At 42.5% G+C, this 17,637-nt stretch carries 18 protein-coding genes and 2 tRNA genes; 8 read left to right on the top strand and 12 right to left on the bottom strand.

The genetic code is table 11. The features are described from left to right. Positions 1-304: 304 nt before the first annotated feature. Positions 305-1,462 carry a tRNA (guanine(10)-N(2))-dimethyltransferase gene (locus tag O8C68_09120; GenBank protein ID MCZ7395962.1) on the bottom strand — a complete coding sequence of 386 codons (1,158 nt, stop codon included), beginning with the start codon at positions 1,460-1,462 and terminating at the stop codon, positions 305-307. Positions 1,463-1,696: 234 nt separating this feature from the next. Here O8C68_09120 and O8C68_09125 point away from each other — a divergent pair, with 234 nt between their 5' ends. Together O8C68_09125 and O8C68_09130 are read left to right on the top strand one after the other, a co-directional pair. Then, positions 1,697-2,173, top strand: coding sequence for a flagellar protein G (locus O8C68_09125; GenBank protein MCZ7395963.1), 477 nt, complete (start codon positions 1,697-1,699; stop codon positions 2,171-2,173). Positions 2,174-2,197: 24 nt separating this feature from the next. Next, positions 2,198-3,886, top strand: a complete 1,689-nt coding sequence (locus O8C68_09130) for a hypothetical protein (protein ID MCZ7395964.1) — start codon at positions 2,198-2,200, stop codon at positions 3,884-3,886. A 260-nt stretch (positions 3,887-4,146) separates the two neighbouring features. Here the strand turns inward: O8C68_09130 and O8C68_09135 are convergent. The 8 genes from O8C68_09135 to O8C68_09170 all read right to left on the bottom strand — a co-directional run bounded on the left by O8C68_09135 (position 4,147) and on the right by O8C68_09170 (position 9,539). Next, positions 4,147-4,218 (bottom strand) — tRNA-Thr (locus tag O8C68_09135). A gap of 31 nt (positions 4,219-4,249) precedes the next feature. Continuing rightward, a tRNA-Arg gene (locus O8C68_09140) sits at positions 4,250-4,324 on the bottom strand. Between the two features lie 68 nt (positions 4,325-4,392). Beyond that, complete coding sequence (locus O8C68_09145; GenBank protein MCZ7395965.1) at positions 4,393-5,187, bottom strand: hypothetical protein; 795 nt, start codon at positions 5,185-5,187, stop codon at positions 4,393-4,395. 14 nt (positions 5,188-5,201) lie between these two features. Next, positions 5,202-6,011: a methanogenesis marker protein Mmp4/MtxX gene (gene mtxX, locus O8C68_09150; protein ID MCZ7395966.1), complete on the bottom strand. Its 810-nt coding sequence runs from the start codon at positions 6,009-6,011 to the stop codon at positions 5,202-5,204. Then, positions 6,008-6,838 (bottom strand): pyrroline-5-carboxylate reductase, encoded by an 831-nt coding sequence (gene proC, locus O8C68_09155; GenBank protein MCZ7395967.1) that lies wholly within the window; start codon positions 6,836-6,838, stop codon positions 6,008-6,010. The genes mtxX and proC overlap by 4 nt, the downstream gene beginning before the upstream one ends. Before the next feature lie 197 nt (positions 6,839-7,035). Then, positions 7,036-8,550, bottom strand: a complete 1,515-nt coding sequence (locus O8C68_09160) for a tetratricopeptide repeat protein (GenBank protein ID MCZ7395968.1) — start codon at positions 8,548-8,550, stop codon at positions 7,036-7,038. Between the two features lie 124 nt (positions 8,551-8,674). Then, entirely contained in the window at positions 8,675-9,226 is a 552-nt protein-coding gene (locus O8C68_09165; GenBank protein ID MCZ7395969.1) for a flavin reductase family protein, read from the bottom strand. Position 9,227: 1 nt separating this feature from the next. After that, positions 9,228-9,539, bottom strand: a complete 312-nt coding sequence (locus O8C68_09170) for a divalent-cation tolerance protein CutA (GenBank protein ID MCZ7395970.1) — start codon at positions 9,537-9,539, stop codon at positions 9,228-9,230. A gap of 69 nt (positions 9,540-9,608) precedes the next feature. On the opposite strand from O8C68_09170, the gene O8C68_09175 reads away from it, so the two are divergent. Then, positions 9,609-11,312, top strand: coding sequence for a site-2 protease family protein (locus O8C68_09175; GenBank protein MCZ7395971.1), 1,704 nt, complete (start codon positions 9,609-9,611; stop codon positions 11,310-11,312). Here O8C68_09175 and O8C68_09180 read toward each other — a convergent pair whose 3' ends face one another. After that, positions 11,313-12,176: a twin-arginine translocase subunit TatC gene (locus tag O8C68_09180; GenBank protein MCZ7395972.1), complete on the bottom strand. Its 864-nt coding sequence runs from the start codon at positions 12,174-12,176 to the stop codon at positions 11,313-11,315. A gap of 1 nt (position 12,177) precedes the next feature. Next, positions 12,178-12,990, bottom strand: coding sequence for an aspartate dehydrogenase (locus O8C68_09185; protein ID MCZ7395973.1), 813 nt, complete (start codon positions 12,988-12,990; stop codon positions 12,178-12,180). Between the two features lie 67 nt (positions 12,991-13,057). Here O8C68_09185 and nadC point away from each other — a divergent pair, with 67 nt between their 5' ends. Beyond that, positions 13,058-13,876: a carboxylating nicotinate-nucleotide diphosphorylase gene (gene nadC, locus O8C68_09190; protein MCZ7395974.1), complete on the top strand. Its 819-nt coding sequence runs from the start codon at positions 13,058-13,060 to the stop codon at positions 13,874-13,876. Between the two features lie 43 nt (positions 13,877-13,919). Then, positions 13,920-14,387, top strand: a complete 468-nt coding sequence (locus O8C68_09195) for a YkgJ family cysteine cluster protein (protein MCZ7395975.1) — start codon at positions 13,920-13,922, stop codon at positions 14,385-14,387. Here the strand turns inward: O8C68_09195 and O8C68_09200 are convergent. Further along, complete coding sequence (locus O8C68_09200; GenBank protein ID MCZ7395976.1) at positions 14,371-14,889, bottom strand: NTPase; 519 nt, start codon at positions 14,887-14,889, stop codon at positions 14,371-14,373. The two genes, O8C68_09195 and O8C68_09200, sit on opposite strands and share 17 nt — an antisense overlap. 162 nt (positions 14,890-15,051) lie before the next feature. Here O8C68_09200 and O8C68_09205 point away from each other — a divergent pair, with 162 nt between their 5' ends. From O8C68_09205 to O8C68_09215, 3 genes are read left to right on the top strand one after another with little or no spacing between them, the layout of a single operon-like run. Continuing rightward, positions 15,052-15,606, top strand: coding sequence for a phosphoribosyltransferase family protein (locus O8C68_09205; protein MCZ7395977.1), 555 nt, complete (start codon positions 15,052-15,054; stop codon positions 15,604-15,606). A 12-nt stretch (positions 15,607-15,618) separates the two neighbouring features. Continuing rightward, complete coding sequence (locus O8C68_09210) at positions 15,619-17,043, top strand: DNA-protecting protein DprA (GenBank protein ID MCZ7395978.1); 1,425 nt, start codon at positions 15,619-15,621, stop codon at positions 17,041-17,043. Between the two features lie 17 nt (positions 17,044-17,060). Then, entirely contained in the window at positions 17,061-17,555 is a 495-nt protein-coding gene (locus O8C68_09215) for an HAD-IA family hydrolase (protein ID MCZ7395979.1), read from the top strand. Positions 17,556-17,637: the final 82 nt, after the last annotated feature.

Raw genomic sequence — 17,637 nt, forward strand, 5'->3', positions numbered from 1 at the left:
TGCTTTTTCAAATTCTTCATCGTCCTTTAATACACCTATAAATTCACTCAGACGTTTCTTGCGCAGCGGTGCAGTGATACGTTTTACAACATCAGTAAAGCTCTCTCCCTCTTTTTTAAGCCCAGCCAGCGCTTCATATGCCTCTTCTGAAATTGTTAGGGTCTTGTGTGCCATAATCTTAAGTGTATTTATCCGTGTATTTATACTTTACCAAATCCTATAGTATAGTATTTTGTGTTTTCTAAAAGCAGCAAAGGAGCTGTCGTAACGGTGATGGAAAAAGTTTTGTGATGGGGCTATTTTGTTAATGAACTCCTTTCCACTTTACTTCCCCCCCAGCCAGTTCCCTTATAACCCCCTTAATCTTCTCCATCCCCGCATCCGTCTTGAACGAAATCCCCGAAAAATGCGTCCTCGAAGCCTGAAAACCTCTCTCCCTCAATGCCAGAACAAGCTCATCCGTTGGCATGGCAGTAATCCCGAGCGACTTGCATATCCTATGGTAGTCGTAATGCATCGGAATATCAAGCTCATCCCTGCATGCCGCTATCAGCTTCTCAACCTTCTTAAATTCCCTCCTTTTTATCTCCTCCATAACCTCCCCGCAAAAATCCCGCTCATGCAGCCTGCCAAGCCACAGTGGTCCTGCCACCGATGTGGCGTGCCCGCATACGGGACATGCTTCTTCCATGTGCACTGCTAATCCGTTTTTCCACAGCCTGTCTCCGCAGTTAAAACAATGGGAGATGAATCCCACATTCTTCAAACAATCATCTGCGTCTTCGATGCTCTTTTTAACCGCTGTGAATATTCTGAAATAATGCGCAGAAGCATAAGAGAGTAGCGGTATCATCGCTTTATCATATTTAGCAAGCGTCCTTGCAATCGCGCCCATGAGGATGCGAACTCCCATTTCAGGATAATATTCTGTCTTAAGCGGCACGGCAGCATAGTTCCTGATGCCAGCTTTCTTGTGTGCTCCACATAGCGGTGCGGTGTCCGTTGCTGTGATGCACAGCAGTTTCTTTGCCGAGCGGCACGCAGCATCCAGAAAAGGCGCAGGGCTTCCGAAAGGGTCAAGGTCGATGATGTCGAAGCTGTTATCCAGCATCACCACATTGGCGTTTCTTTTTATGGCTGTGCAGTTTGAGAGGTTATTGAGTTCTATATTTTTCTTTATCAATTCAAAAGAGGTGTCTTCCCACTCGCTCATCGTAGCGCTGATACCTATTTCTTTTGCTATTCGAAGCCCCCTGACGCCAGAGGCTGAGAGGGCATCAAGATATGAGTAACCAGGAGCAGCTTTTGCAAAACATGCGATTGCCGCTACTGTAATATCCCGGTTCAACTTCATTGCGGGATTGTAGAATACCGCTGATGAAGAGGGAGGGAAATTTGAGGTCTCATCAGGAACTGGGACCTCTACGCTGGTTGTTCCTTCAAGGATAATTTTGGTGAGCATGTACATGCTACATTTGGTTGAGATGGTTTTTAAGATATCTGTTTTCAGTCGTAACCTTTAAGTTAAAGTATTGTAATCATTACTATGATGATAGCAAGAGATTATTTGATTATAGGCGTGGAAACTTTGGTTTCGCACCACTTTTCCTCGGGTTTCTTATTATTAGAGAATCACAGATATGTAACAAATCCCAGCCCACCATTTATTAAAATTTGAACTTAGGAGAGAAGAAATATGGCAGGAGAATCAATAACCACTCTGATATTCTTTATAGCTACGATCATAATAGCTGTGGGCGTCATTGGCGTGATAAAAATCAACGTGAATTCTATTACAGCGTCCTACAGTTTGAGCGGTAGTACGCAGGAAGACCGGATAAAGACACAAATTACCATTATCAACGACCCCACAAATATCCCAAATTCATCATGGAGTGACGGACTTGGTAGATATTATAATTACAGCTTCTACGTTATAAACACAGGCAAGTCCGCACTTGACCCCAGGAGCGTCAACATGTTCATCGATGGGAATTACGTAGACACGTCAGGAAAATGGAAAGTGGTGAATGGCGGTTCTACCTGGTACCCCACTTACGTCCTGAGCTTGAATTACACAACATCTAATACTAATCCACTGCCGTCAGGTGACCATACTCTTCGTGTGGTAGCTGGAAACGGTGTATTTGATACAATCCCTTTTAGAAAGTGAACTTATACAAAATAGGAGGAATATATGAGAAGCAAGAATGCGTTACTGTTAGATAAGAATAGTTTACGGAAACCATTTTCAGGACTGTTTGGGATGCTCATTGTCTTGATAGTCTTTAGTTCAACAGCATCGGCTGTAGATTTTGGCAATGGAGATGTGTTTGTTGGTGTAGGCAACGGATTTATCAAGCAGTTTGATTCCTTAGGAAACCTGAAAAATACGCTTGACACTGGAACAGGATGTGGCGAGGATCTGGGAATGGGCTTTGACAGTACCGGCAACCTCTACGCCACAGCAGCTTTCGGATCATGTGGCACAGGAACGGTCACAAAATTCGACAAAAATGGTAACCTTACAGGTCCGTTCGGGAGCGGCTACGGTGCATCAACTGAATCGATTGCCATCGATGCGGCGCAGAACGTCTACGTTGGGCAGCCAGACAGTTCCCCGATATCGATACTTGGGTTCAACTCGACAGGAACTCCGCTACCCGGATCTCCCTTCATTGCAGCTGCAGAAGATAGAGGTACTGACTGGATAGACCTTGCAGCGGATCAGTGCACGATGTTTTATACATCGGAATTTACACATGTCAAGCGTTTCAATGTGTGTACCAGCACGCAGATGTCAGATTTCAATGCCGTGGCTCTTCCCGGACAGGCTTTTGCCCTGCGCATCCTGCCAACTGGCGAAGTTATAGTGGCTGACAAAGACAGTATAATTCTTCTGGATGCATCAGGAACTCCGGAAAAGACTTATTTAGCTCCTTCAGATTTTGATACTATTAATGATTTCTTGTTCGCCATGACCTTAGACCCTGACGGAACACACTTCTGGACTGCCAGTTTCTTTGGTGGCAATGTCTACAGGTATGACTTTGCCAACACAACAGGGCCAGACCGCGAATGGAACGCTGATAAGCAGGGCGTGTTTGGTCTTGCTGTCTTCAGAGCTTTTACCGTCTCGAAAGACTTCCGCTTTACAAATGTGAGCTTTTGTGCGATACCGGCAGAACTCGGCACCCTGCTGCCACAAAATGGGAGCAAGTTCAATGTAACGTACGTAACTAAGCCTAAGGATGGCACTGTGTCAAGTACAAATCCCGGACAGCTCTATGGCGTAATCACAATTAATGGCTTTGGAGCCCAAAATGTGAGCATTAACGATACATTCGGCACTCAATTCAACGTTAACCCGGCTAAGCTCGGAGGCGGAGTAGAAGTTCTCAGAGTAAATACAATAACAGGAGTTGCCACAGATATTACAAATACGCCACAGGTAAGGTCCGCTTCTGTCGACAATACGAACCACACAGTTAATTTATCGATTAATCTGACTGCTCCACTTGCAGGTGATGAAAAACTTATGATATACGTCAAGTTCCAGACTGCGTTGAAAGGTATGTTACCTGATACTAACGACTTTGTGAACAAGGCTGGTATCGTAATAAATGGAGCGACTCCACAAACAGCTACAGCAACTATCAATTTCGTAACAGCTAAGAGCGGCATGAGTGAAGGCGATGATAAACAAGGCTGTGAGGAAACGTCCAAGTTGCACGACGCTAACGGAGGCAATACTAAAGGCGATGATAAGCAAGAATGTGAGGAAACGTCCAAGTTGCACGACGCTAACGGAGGCAATACTAAAGGCGATGATAAGCAAGAATGTGAGGAAACGTCCAAGTTGCACGACGCTAAGGGAGGCAAATAATAAAGGCGATGATAAGCAAGGCTGTGGAAGTTAACGGGCTTGAAAGTGCTTGCAAAGAATATTCCGCATGCAGACGTGGAGAGCTCATCAAGACAGCCACCGAGTCTATCAAATCCATATAAAAATAGTATCAGAAAGTGCCATGTTTCATGGCACTACTCAATTTTTTAGAAATATTTACCCCTTCATTTTTTGCTAATTCCTCAAGAAGTCGCGAAATAAAAACATAGGTTAAGAGGTTATTTTTAGTGATTGAAGGAAGCCCCGGGAGGGATTTGAACCCTCGACCTCGTCCTTACCAAGGACGCGCTATACCCCTAAGCCACCGAGGCGCACTTTCATTCATAAACTTCAATATAGCAACGGGCCCGGAGGGATTCGAACCCTCGACATCCGGGTTAGAAGCCCGGCGCTATATCCAAGCTAAGCCACGAGCCCAGTGCGGAACCCCAAGATGTTTTGTTCATTTAAAAAGCTTTGTAAATCACAGTACGTACGCAGGCAATCTACAGTCTTTGAAGATCAAAAACATATCTGCTTACCCGCGGGGCAACCTCGCCGCAGCTTCTATAAAAATCTATACGCCATCCCTTTTCTTCAAGGAGCTTCCTGAAATGGGCAAGCTCAAAATCTTTCTTGAAGGTATAAAAATGCACGAAACCTTCTGGTTTCAATATTAACCGGGCAAGATTCAGAAAATGCTCCTGACCATAAGGTGCAGGCATCAGTATCCTGTCAAAAGGTTGTTTGAAAAGATTATATACCGAGTTTGCATCCCCGAGGATGATATTTGCTTCAATACCATTTAGTTGGAGGTTTTTTCTCAAAAAGGCGCAGGCAGACGGGTTACTGTCGAGTCCGGTTATATTGACATTCCTGCTTTTCCTGATTGGTATCAAAAACGGACCTGCTCCTGCGAATAGTACCAGAATATCCTCGCCGTCCTTTACTTTTTGCACAATCCTGTTCCGTTCATACGCCATTTTACTTGAAAAATACGTTTTTGCCACATCTACGTAAAAAACGCAGCTATTCTCCCTGTGAAGCGTCGCCGTCCTGCTTCCGAGCAGCAACTCAAACTCTCCAGTTCGCGCATTGCCCTGAATCTTATGGAGCTTTCTAAGTACTGTTTTTACATCCTTCCTGTGGGATGCCAGTGTTTCTGCAATAAGATATTTTTCATCGTCCAGCTCCTCTGGAATAACAAGAATTGCAATGTCTCCGATGACCTCAAAGCCTTTAGGAATGAGAGAGAGTTTTTCTTCGGGCAGTTTGTCTTTTAAAAGGTCACGAAGGGACATGTCCTGAATTTATTTCACGCTTTAAGAGCACTTGCAAGCATGATAGCCCCGGCAACATCCTCTTTGACCCTGGAAGTATCCACAAACACCTTTTCCATCAATACGGGAGCACCGAAGCCTCTGCCATTGCCCAGGAACACAAGCGTCCTGAAAATAAGATTACCCGAGATTCCATCAGGCGCAATGATAAAATTCGCCTCGGTAATTGCATCTTCTATCAGAATCGAATAATTCTTTACATTGATTCCCATATCCTGCACTCTTTTTGTTACAAGCTCAGCCTCCGCAAGCGTACTGTCAACGTGCTCGTCCCTGCCTTTATCTTCAAAACGTCCGCCTGAGAGAATCCCTACTTTTGCCTCGATGCCAAAACGCCTGAAATGCTCTACCCCGCGTTTTATTAACTCCACTTTATCCCCAACCGAATTTCCTTCATCAATGCCAACTGGCGCAAGGAAAAAAGGTCTTCCATCGCACGTTTCCAGCAATGCAACCCTGTATAATTTTTTAATTTTAAGCGCTTTTTTTAATTCAGAGAGAGTTTTGGTTGCGCTGAGAGTCCCCCTTACCGCACCGTCAATCTCCCCGGCAACCAGCAACTCAATTAATTTTTTTGAGGGGTCTGCGGAATGGATTATCTCAAGCCCGGTGCCTGTTGCCCGAATCGCTTTTTCATCACCCACAAGCACAACATCGGCATACTCACGCGCTGCTTCTGCGCTCCTGAGCAGTTTTTCTGAAATTTCCCCGATACCCAGCCCGATCCTTGCATGGTTGTTCCTTGCTTTTTTCTCGATTTCAGAAAGGATGGTTTTTTCGGTCATCGTTCAGGTTTTTTGCCCAGTTCTTTTGAACGTTCGCAGGCTGCGATTACTGCATCCATCATTGCAATGCGCACGCCACGCTCTTCCATTACCCGAAGACCCCTGCTAGTGGTGCCTCCCGGCGAGGTCACCATGTCCTTTAATTCTGCTGTGTGGCTGCCGTTCTCAAGCACCATTTTTGCTGCGCCAAGAACGGTCTGGGCTGCAAGCAATTTTGAAGTCTTCCTGTCAAGCCCTTCATGCACTCCGCCATCTGCAAGCGCCTCGATTATCGTGAAAATATAGGCTGGACCGCTTCCCGAGAGACCGGTTACTGCGTCCATGAGATGTTCCGGCAGTATCACCGTCCTGCCGATGGCGTTAAAAATCGCAGATGCAGTTGCCATGTCCTCCTTTGATGCTGCACTTCCCGGACTGATGGCTGATGCGGCTTCTTTCACGATAGCTGCAATGTTCGGCATCACCCTCACCACCTTTGTGCCCCGCGGGAGGGCACTTTCATAGGTTTCGATTGTCACCCCTGCAGCTATTGATATGATGAGCTGTTTCTTTATGGAATCTTGGATTTCTTTTAAAACTTCGGGAACTATCGAAGGTTTTACCGCAATTATGATGACATCCGAATCCACAACAGCAGCGCAATTGTCCGTGCAGATGCTTATTTTATAATCCTTTTCAAGCAGCTGCAGTTTTGCAAAATCCACGTCGCTGGCAAGGACGTTCTCAGGAGAAACGAGTTTGGCGTAGAGCAAACCTTTGATCAGGGCTTCGCCCATTTTTCCCGTGCCGATGAACCCGATTTTTTTATTTTCCATGCCTGTTGTCATTGTAACTGTTAAAGGGACTGATGCAATAAAAAGATTTTCATTAGAGGGAGTAGGAATCGAAAATAGATGCGGATTTGGTTATCATGTATCTGCGTTAGTATATACACTATTGCGGGAAAGGGATAGCTGATAAGTGATGGTAATGACGATCGAATATATTTGCCTGTGAAAAGGCGGAATCATGCGATAGATGAATATTAGCTATTTCTTTTAGCGTTTTCTTCAATTAATTTTATTAAATTGTTTATTTTGCCAGAATATTCTGAATCTTTTAAGGCATCTTTTAATGCTTCAAACTCAAATGTAAGTTTATAGCCTTTGTTCTGATTACAAAATTCAATTATTTCTTTTTCTTCTTTTTCTCCTCTTCCTTGAAGAATTAAATTTAAAGCAATGAAAAACTTCGATATTATTATATCTTTTATATCTTTTGATATTTCAAGAGATTTTTGAGCTACTTCTAATGAATCTTTGTAGTTATTACCAATAATATACACTTCAGCCAAATTTAGATAGGTTCCAGCATCTTTTGGATTTAGCACGATGGCTTTATTGTAGTCCTTAATCGCTTTATCAAATTCTTTAATATCTGTGTAAACAACTCCACGATTATTATAAGCGTTAGCATCTTTTGAATCTAGTTCGATAGCCTTATTGAAGTCCTCAATAGCTTTATCAAATTCTTTAATATCTGTGTAAACAACTCCACGATTATTATAAGCTTCAGCAAGTTTTGGATTTAGTTCGATAGCTTTATTGAAGTCCTCAATAGCTTTATCAAATTTTTTAATATTTGTGTAAACAATTCCACGATTATTATAAGCGTTAGCATCTTTTGGATATATTTCAATTGTTTTGTTGTAATCCTCAATGGCTTTATCAAATTTTTTAATATTTATGTAAACATTTCCACGATTATTATAAGCGTTAGCATGTTTTGGATCTATTTCAATTGTTTTGTTGTAATCCTCAATGGCTTTATCAAATTCTTTAATGTCTTTTCCGTAAACAGTTCCACGATTATAATAAGCGTTAGCATCTTTTGGATTTAGTTCTATAGCCTCCGTGTACTCCTCTATGGCTTTATTGAATTTCTTTTCAGAATAGTACGCATTACCTTTGATAAGGTGCCCTTCTGCTGTAAGATTTTTGATTTTTTCAAGAGATTTAATTATTTCTTCGCTGTTAGGCAACTCTTTAATATTTTGTGGGACTTCACCTAATTGCAGGTCTGACTTCACCAGTAGTTCGGTTGCTTTTTTGGCATTTGGAGTTTTGTCTTTACTGATTCTTTTCTCTATATTATTTTCAAGCGCTCTCTCTAAACCCTTATCTTTTTTTAATTGTTCAATAATGTCATCCTCAGCATCTTCACCATAAAACGGAGTAAAAACAAGCCCTTTCTTATCAGAAAGTTCTTCGTCCAAATTTATGTGGATATTCTCATCTTTTAAGAGTACAACGTTCTTCTTAAGGGCATCCAGCAGACCCCATTCATAAGAAATATTATGTCTGAGTTCATTATAAACGACAACTCCAAAATCGCATTGTTGAATAAGACTAATAATTTCATCACATAAATTACCACCTGAAGCAACATCTCTTCCTGTGATAACTTCTAAACCTTTACTTTCTAAGTATTTCCTAATAGCGTTTTCAACTTTCATCCTCTTTGTATAACTGATTGCAAGGAAAACGCTACTTTTAACCATGAAGTTCTATTTGTTACACGATAATATAATGTTTTGTAATGTTCTTCTTTCTGAATATTTTACTTCAGAATAGCTATAAATCTGCGTTCATCTGCGTTTATCTGCAGTTCGTGATTTTTCCAAATTAAACCCTTCTCGAATCCACAACCTCCCCCGTTGTCGTGAAAAACGTCCCTCCGAGGTGCAGCACAGGCTTTATCCTTGAAACATCCAGAACACCATCCTTCACCGCCTCAAGCTCGCACGTTGTAGCCACGACTTTGCCTATAAATATGGTATGGTCGCCAGCCTCTTTCGTATCAACGACCTTGCATTCAAGATGAGCTGCGCATTCCTTCACGCACGGCGTTTTCAAGGCTGTTGATTCAGTTGGGGTTAAACTGCACCTTTCAAACTTATCCCCATCCCTGCCTGACAATGAGCCTGCAAGCGCCACTTCCTTCAGCATCTCCATCGTGGGGAGGTTCACGACAAATTCCCTGCTCTGGCTTATGCACTCATGCGTATACCTCGTGCGCCCCAGAGCAATTGAAATCAAAGGCGGCTCTGCCGAGACGCTTGTTATCCAGGCAAGAGTAGCCACGTTTGGTCTTCCTTTCCTGTCCATAGAAGATACAAGTCCCACAAGCTGGGGAGCGAATAACCTGTTTGGTCTTATGTCGCATTCTATTTTCATATTAATCCTCCACTGATTCATCTATCCATTTGATATAATCCCCGGAGCCTTCGTCTATCCTGAACGATATCACGCACGGCACTTCATAGCTGTGAATTTCTTTTACCCTTTTTTCGATTTCCTTTACTTTTCTGGATTTTGTCTTGACTATAATCCCGAATTCCTGTGCGTCTTCGATATTGTTTTTCCACCTGAAAATCGATGTAATCGGAAAAATATTCACGCAGGCAGCAAGACGTTCCTCGATAAGTATTTTCCCGATTTTCCGGGCTTCTTGTAAATCCCCAGCGGTTATATATACGATTGAAAACATTATGACACCAAGCATAATATGCATGACGTATTTAATAATTTACTTAAGAGTGCTTAGGGAGACCGCGTGTTGAATTACACTAATCTTTTTCTTTTCATATTTTTACTTTACTGGCTTCTTGTCATGTTCCTCGACAGGCGCGGGATACTGGGCAGGTACAATATCACAGCATACGGACCGGTATTGATGCTGCGCACCACGAAAGGTCAGGCATTTCTTGACAGGCTTGCAGTTCATAAAAGGTTCTGGCGGCTCTTTGCAAATATCGGTCTTCCTGCAATGCTTATTGGAATGTTGGTAATGTTCCTGTTGATATTGTTCATCGATTACTCGCTCATCAGGTCGTTCCAGACGCAAACCGTTCCTGCGCCGAGCAGATTCAACGAGCCCCGCAATATCTTCCTGATACCTGGCATTAATGAGTATATACCTTTTTACTGGGGCATCATAGCTTTAATCGTAACATTGGTGGTGCATGAGTTTTCACACGCCATCCTGTGCAAGGTAGAGGGCATCAAAGTAAAATCAATGGGCATACTGCTAGCTATAATCCCGATCGGTGGATTTGCCGAGCCAGATGACGAACAGCTGCTCGGGAAAAAAGAAGAGAAAAGCGAGACGGAAAAGCAAGAAGCAGCCGGGGAAGCAGAACCTAAAAAGCTTGCATCACGCAGCGAGCGCATAAGGGTGCTCACTGCAGGCGTGATGGCTAATTTCGTCACTGCACTGATTGCATTCATCCTCTTCTTTTCACTGCTGGGCTCCCTCTCACCTCTCGGGGATGTGATGGTTACAAGCGTAGTTCCGGGATACCCGGCGCAGCTTGCCGGAGTACAGCAGAATATGATTCTCACAGGCATTAATGATATACAGGTAAATAATGCCAACGATTTCCTGTCTTATGCCAGAACGCTTAAGCCAGGGAGTAATGTTACGCTTCATGTGGTGGAGAGCGGGGTACGAAGGAAAATAAGCATGGTTGCAACCGGAAGCAACGAAACCCGCGGCGGCGTAAATGTATCGCAGGTAATAGAAGGCTCGCCGGCACAAAAAGCCGGCATACAGGCTGGCATGATTCTTGTCAGGATAGATAATACAGAAATCAAGGTACTGGATGATTTCATTAATTTTATGAATTCCACAACGCAGGGGCAGAAGGTAGATGTGTATCTTTTGAGCAACAGTTCTGTAAATGCTTCCACAGTAGTATTCAGGAATATTGAGCTGTCAAAATACCCCCAGGTGAGTGTCAATAAAGGTTTTCTCGGGGTTTCTTATTCCCCTGAGGAGGGAGCTGTCAGTTATTCCATAGGCATGGGGATAGGTCAATTCCGTGCAAAGGATTACCTGAATATGTTGAAGAGCATACCTTCTATGATGACCGGGCTCACAGGCTGGGTATTGCTGTTCGGTTTACCAATCTTCGGTCTTGGAGGAGAAGGATTCCCGGGCTTTAGCGGTTTGCTCACCAGTTTCTATGAGCCAACAGGATGGGCAGCCCTGCTCGGAATGGGGACATTCTGGATTTTGAATATCCTGCTCTGGGTTGGCTGGATGAATTTCTATGCCGGGCTTTTCAATTGCCTGCCCGCGGTGCCACTTGACGGCGGGCATGTGTTCCGCGATGTTATGACCTCATCGCTGTCGAGGATTATTGGAAACGGCGAGAAAGTGGAAAAGCTATCCAGCGCGATTGCGGTTTTATTTGCAGTCCTGATTCTTATGTCGCTGGTATTTGTGATTATTGCCCCGTACGCAGCGCACGGCTTTTAGTTATTTCCCGGTTACCCTCATCACTAAAAGACTTGCCTCATACAGCACAAAAAACGGCACAGCCACTATGAGCTGGCTGAAAATATCAGGTCCGGGAGTAATCACTGCTGCAACTATTAGCAGGATGATGTACGCATGCCTCCTGTAATAAGCAAGGGTTTTTCGTGTTGTGACGCCAAAGTGGACGAGAAGATTCAGTACCAGAGGCAGCTCGAATGCAGCTCCTATTATTACAGTTGTCATCACGATAAAATAGATAAACTCATAGACCGAGAAATTTGCATTTATCCCGAGGCTTGCGGCACTCTGATAGAGGTAGCCCAGGAAAAGCGGGAGCATGTAAAAATATGCATAGCCTGCGCCAATTAGGAACAGCAGTACCGCTGCGGTTATTACAGAAAGTATCAGGGATTTATTTCCGTATATTACGCCCGGCAATCTGCCTTTTAACCCTCTATACGCATAATACAATGCCAGCGGGGCTGCCAGTAGCGCTCCGAATATGATGGACATCTTAAACTCAAGCATCAGCACTTCCAGCGGAGTGAGATATACGATTCTGGGTCCCAAATTCTGGGAGATATTTAATAAATCATTGGATATCCTCGTCAGGTTATTTGCGATGGCTGAATTATTAACCTCCCTGGATATCGAAGTGAGATTTTGAGATATATCAATCAACTGCCAGGAAGCACCCAGTTTGTCTGGCAGGTTCAAACGGAAGAACATATCGTTCTCTATTTTTTTAATTACTTCCCCCATGAAGTAAAAAGAACCCATCGCCCCTATTCCAAAGACGGCGGCGATGTAAAGTAGCTTCTTTTTCAATGAAGAGAGCATCAGTGAAAAATCTTCGAAAGGCATTTCAGGTTCCTATCTGGAGCGGCTCTGTTATTTTTCTCAATGTGGCTATGGCGGAGAGCGCAGCAAGAAAACTTGTTTTTGGATTGGAAGGTGAGGGGACATTTTCAATGCTGCAGGTGAACTTTCCAAAATCCCCCTCCACAGTAATTTCATGTATGTTTTTTGTGGCTTGCGGGTCAACAAAAACCCTCACCAGGGTTTTCTCTGCACCGATACCAGCAAGGCTCAGGGAAGCTGCAACATTGACGTTTGCCGGAAATGCCCTCACTGCATCGTCCGCGCATCCTTCAAATATCAGGGTCTTTTCATGGAAAGAGAAAAGGTCGATGTTGTGCTCAAGAACAAAAGGCGCGCCCGAAAGGCTTTCAGGGTTTTTTGTGGTGGAGAGCACCACTTTGTTTATCGAGGCGATAGATGCTGATTTTAATCCATCAATCCCGGCGACGGCTCCAGATGGTATGTATATCCTGGAGTTTTTGTCTTTTGCGGCGCGAACAAACTCCTCAAGCAGTTCAGAATCCATGAAAGCTCCGACGCTTAAAACCATAAGGTCTTTTCCTTTTTTCAACACAGAAAGTCCAAGTTCGCGGAGTGCTGCCTGGGAAGCGCATTCAACCACGATATCAGCCCTGGAAATTAATTCACCCGGCGAGGTTATTTCCGGTTTATTTCTAAGCATTCCAAGAAGGCTTTCGCAATGCTCCCTCTTCCTGTCATAAACAGCCGCAAGCTTTGCATTGATAATCCCTGCATCGACTGCCTTACAGATTTCAGTACCTATGGCACCGCAGCCGATTACTCCAATTTTAAGCATAATTTTTTCTAATACATTAACAGTAGTATATAAGTAATCTGAGGGTTATTAATCATCGGGATTGATTATGTTATTGACAGAGCTTGAACGTTTCATTGAAGAGGACCTTGGCTATAATGATGTTTCATGCAACATAATTCCGGACTGCAAGGCACAGGCAGAAGTTGTAGCCAATGAGAACGGCATCGTGTCAGGACTTCCTGAAGCAACGCAGGTGTTTGAATATTTCGATGTATTTGCGCCCACAGATTTCATTGACGGTGATCTCATAAAGGAAAACGAGGTCATCTTCGCACTGGAAGGAGGGGCGAGGTCTATCCTGAAGGCAGAGAGGCTGGCACTGAATTTCCTGGGAAGGATGAGCGGGATTGCCACGCTGACGCGCCAACACGTTGAAAGGGCAAACGGACCGAGAATCGCATCCACAAGAAAGACCACCCCCGGCTTTCGAAAATTTGAAAAAAAGGCGGTAATCGCCGGCGGCGGCGACCCTCACAGGTTTAACCTTTCAGACGCAATTATCATTAAGGATAACCACATAGCAGTGCTCGGACTTGAAACCGCCATAAACAACGCTAAAAAGACAGCAAGCTTTACCCAGAAAATAGAGGTTGAGGTGGAGAATGCAGATTCCGCGCTTTCTGCTGCCGAGCTGGGCGTGGATATCATCATGTTCGATAATATGCCACCTTTTGAGATCGAGAAGGTGGTCAGGATACTGAAGGAAAAAGGTCTGAGGGACAATATTCTCCTTGAAGCATCAGGCAGCATTTCGCTTGAAAATGTGGTTAAGTATGCCAAAACAGGTGTTGACGTTATCTCTATTGGCGCACTGACGCACTCTTCAAACTGGCTTGATATCAGCCTGCGCATTACAAAGACCTGACTCCACGGGTATGCTTAAATCGTATTAGAGTCAATTATTGCTCATGATTCATATCCTTGGAAATATCGATAAGTGGATATGCGAATACAAAAAATGCGGCGCGAAATGCTGCACGCCGGGCATCCAGCTTACGCTTGAGGATATAAAAAGGATAAAGGGACTCGGTTATTCACTTCCGGATTTTCTGGAATTTGATGAGAAAAACCAGGTATTCAGGATTAAGGAAAAGAACGGGAAATGCTTTTTTATTGGTGAAAAACTTGAATGCACAATAAGAGAGAACGAGCCCATCGTCTGCCGCCTCCTGCCTTTCAGGGTGTTTGAAGTCTCGTATTCCGACGAACCCATAATGCGGCTTAAACCCGTGGTGGACTGCCCTGGCGAGGGCAAAGGAAAGAAAATCAATAAAAAGAAAATCGAGGCTGATGCCACCTCGTTCCTCCGTGAATACCAGAAACTCATAAGGGATATCAAGAAAAAGGGAGAAAAAGGAATTATTGAGTCGCTTTGAGAGATATTTTTCTGACAATCCCGGAAACCAGACTCTCCCTGTTCTCCAGCGTCACCGTATAAACCTCAAACTCCCTCCGTATTCTCTCCGCAAGCGGATGAGCAGATTTCTGATGCAGCACCACGAGCATGTTTCTATCAGAGGAAAGCGCCTTCTCAACTACATGAATAAACTCGAGCGACTTGAATTCCATGGGTGCTATCTCGTCTATCACAATCAGCTCCGAATTCATGGCGTTTCTAATCGCACTAACTCCTATATTGTTTAAATCCTCAAGGTTAACATGATAACTCCCCACACGAGGACCGATGCCCTGCCTGTGGGCAAGTATTCCTTTTCTCTCTGTTGCAATATCCCTTATCTCAAACCCCACTCGCTCTCCCTTTACTCTTATATCGGCGCTTGTCATCCCTCCGTAAGTGCATGTCAGTTGTTTTAAAACATTGCGGCAGACGGTGGATTTTCCCACGCCCGGGCTTCCGGTGATGGCGATTCGAATCATTAGAATTTCTCCATAAATATATGCATATGATTTTAATATATACTTCTCTCTATAATGTTACATTGAAAGGATTTATATGGTACTGAGTATATGAATTAATCACGATTTATTATAATTAATAGTTATTCTAAATTGTATATCCTAACAATGGTGGAATAAATAATGCAATGCAAGATATTCTCTAACCCAAAAAGTAATGCTGATGCATTAACTCCAGTACGTTTCTATTTAGATAAATATTACCCTTATCGTCATCATACTAATCCGAAATTTAATCCGTTCTCAGGGCTCATTTTGGATGTCAAAGAACAAAAACCAAATGGGATCCTCTACTTTACGACACAACTGCGTTCCTTTCTTTCATCTAACGAAGAATTTGTTATCTGCGTAATACCATCTCATGAATATGGAATTGCTCCATCTGGGATAAGAACTATCGCAAAAAACCTGTGTCGCCATCCAATTATTGACGGTACTGCTGTTATTAAAAGAGTAAAAGAGATGCCAAAGAAAACTGCAGGAGGAATCCGTGATCTGAATGCTGAAATAGAATCCCTTGGTATAGAGAATGAAAACATAGTTAAAGGAAAACAAGTTCTGCTTCTCGATGATGTAACAACATCTGGGACATCGTTATATGCAGGAAAACATATATTAGAAAAAGCAGGAGCCAAGCTGGTAGTCATGCATGCCCTAGCCCTAACCGAATCGGAGTAAGAAACCCATAATATGAAACCAATATCCATACTTGCATTGCAACAAACTCTTGGAGTTGGATTAAAGACAGTTGAGAAGATTCTATCTTTGTCTGATATTCAAGAACCAACCAGTCCATATGATCTAATTGAAATAATTAAAATGGCAACTGCAAAATATAGTAGAATAACGGTACCGGGTATTAAAGAAGCAACAATTGGTTGGAATAAAGCACAAGAAATAATAAAACAGTCACAGCAACATGGTATTCAAATAATTTCAAAAGAGAGTTTATATTATCCTGATTCCCTTTCGAAGATTTCAGACCCGCCAGTATTGTTGCATATAAAAGGGAACATTGATATTTTGAAAAAGGACTGTATTGCAATTGTTGGGACAAGAAAACCTACAGAATTTGGCAGAAATCAAGCAAAAAAAATAGGAGGAATTTTCGCAAAAGAGGGATATGTTGTTATAAGCGGTTTAGCAGAGGGTATTGATGCAGCGGCTCATATGGGAGCATTAGAAGCTAAGGGTCTAACAGCAGCAGTTTTAGCACATGGATTGGATATGATTTATCCTGCAAAAAATAAACAACTCGCGGAGACCATTCTTAATAACAACGGTGCACTAATTTCAGAATATCCTTTAGGGACAAAAATTTTCCGTAATTATTTCGTAGATAGAGATAGAATTCAAAGCGGTTTATCTTTGGGTGTGTTTGTCATCGAAACTGGCATAAAAGGGGGCACTATGCATACGGTGAGATTTTGTGAGACGCAGAAACGAGTACTCATTGTTTTGCAGCATCCAAAAAATTTTCTTGAGAAATCAAAACCATGCGGAAATACTCAATTGATTGCAGAAAAAAGAGCTAATATTGTTTATGAAAATGAACTTAATGTAAATTTTATAAAATATAGATTAAACAATAAAAAAGAAGAATTGTTAGCATTAAAATCACCTAATCAACTAAGTCCACCGATTACATTAGAGGGATTCGCACAATCAAAAATTATGAACGCCGTAGGCGAATTATCACGTGTATCCTCACATCAAATGAGCCCACCAAGATTATTTGAAGGAAGCTTACAGCCAATACTCAAAGATAAAAAGAAAACAAAACGTAAAAAGTATTTATTCAGTTGGAATGAAATTCCAGGGAACGATACTGACCAACTCATAAAATTTTTAAAAAAGAATTATGGGGTTCCATGGGTGAAAAACGCAAAAATTGAAAAAATTGATAACGGTAAAACCATAAATGTTTTTAATGAAAAAAACTCGCTTTTGCTCACACTTAACAATGATAAAAACAAAGCAATTTTAACGATTAATACAACCGATGAATTCATTGTGAAGAAAGAGAATGGTAATCTGAACATCTGCCGTAAAAAAATGTGTATAAATTCTAATGATACGAAATTGAAAGATTTGCAAGATTTCGGAGTGACATAACAATGAGAGGTTTGATTTTGGATTTAGATCAGACACTCGTTGACTCGCAATGTATTGAGCATTTGCGAAGATCTCGTCAGTGGTCTTTAGTATACCAAAAGATTCCTACCATATTGGCATATGAGGGTATTGATGAAATTTTATCAATGGCAAAAGATAGAGGTATTAAAATTTCAATCGTATCATCGAGCCCTTCAAGCTATGCGCATCGAGTAATACAACATTTCGGATGGGAATTTGATACAATGGTTTGTTATCATGATACAGCCTTACATAAGCCTCATCCAGCCCCATTTATTGAAGCCTCACATCGTTTAAAGATTGCAGAAAAGGATTGCTGGGCAGTAGGAGATCATCCAAATGATATTATTGCAGCAAAGAGAGCTGGCATGTATTCTGTAGGGGTACTTTGGGGTTCGCTTGATAAAGAAGCACTTATAAGAGAGAAACCTGACTTAATATTTGACACTGTAACCTCGTTTTATAAAGCGATTAATGATAATTTTATATGAACAGTCTGTCATTGCTCAAATTGCACTTCAAATCTTCAACCATCAAGATGCACGCCTATCTTTTTTAGCCCGACTTCGTTAA

It is taken from the genome of Candidatus Methanoperedens sp., assembly GCA_027460525.1.
Taxonomy (GTDB): Archaea; Halobacteriota; Methanosarcinia; order Methanosarcinales; family Methanoperedenaceae; genus Methanoperedens.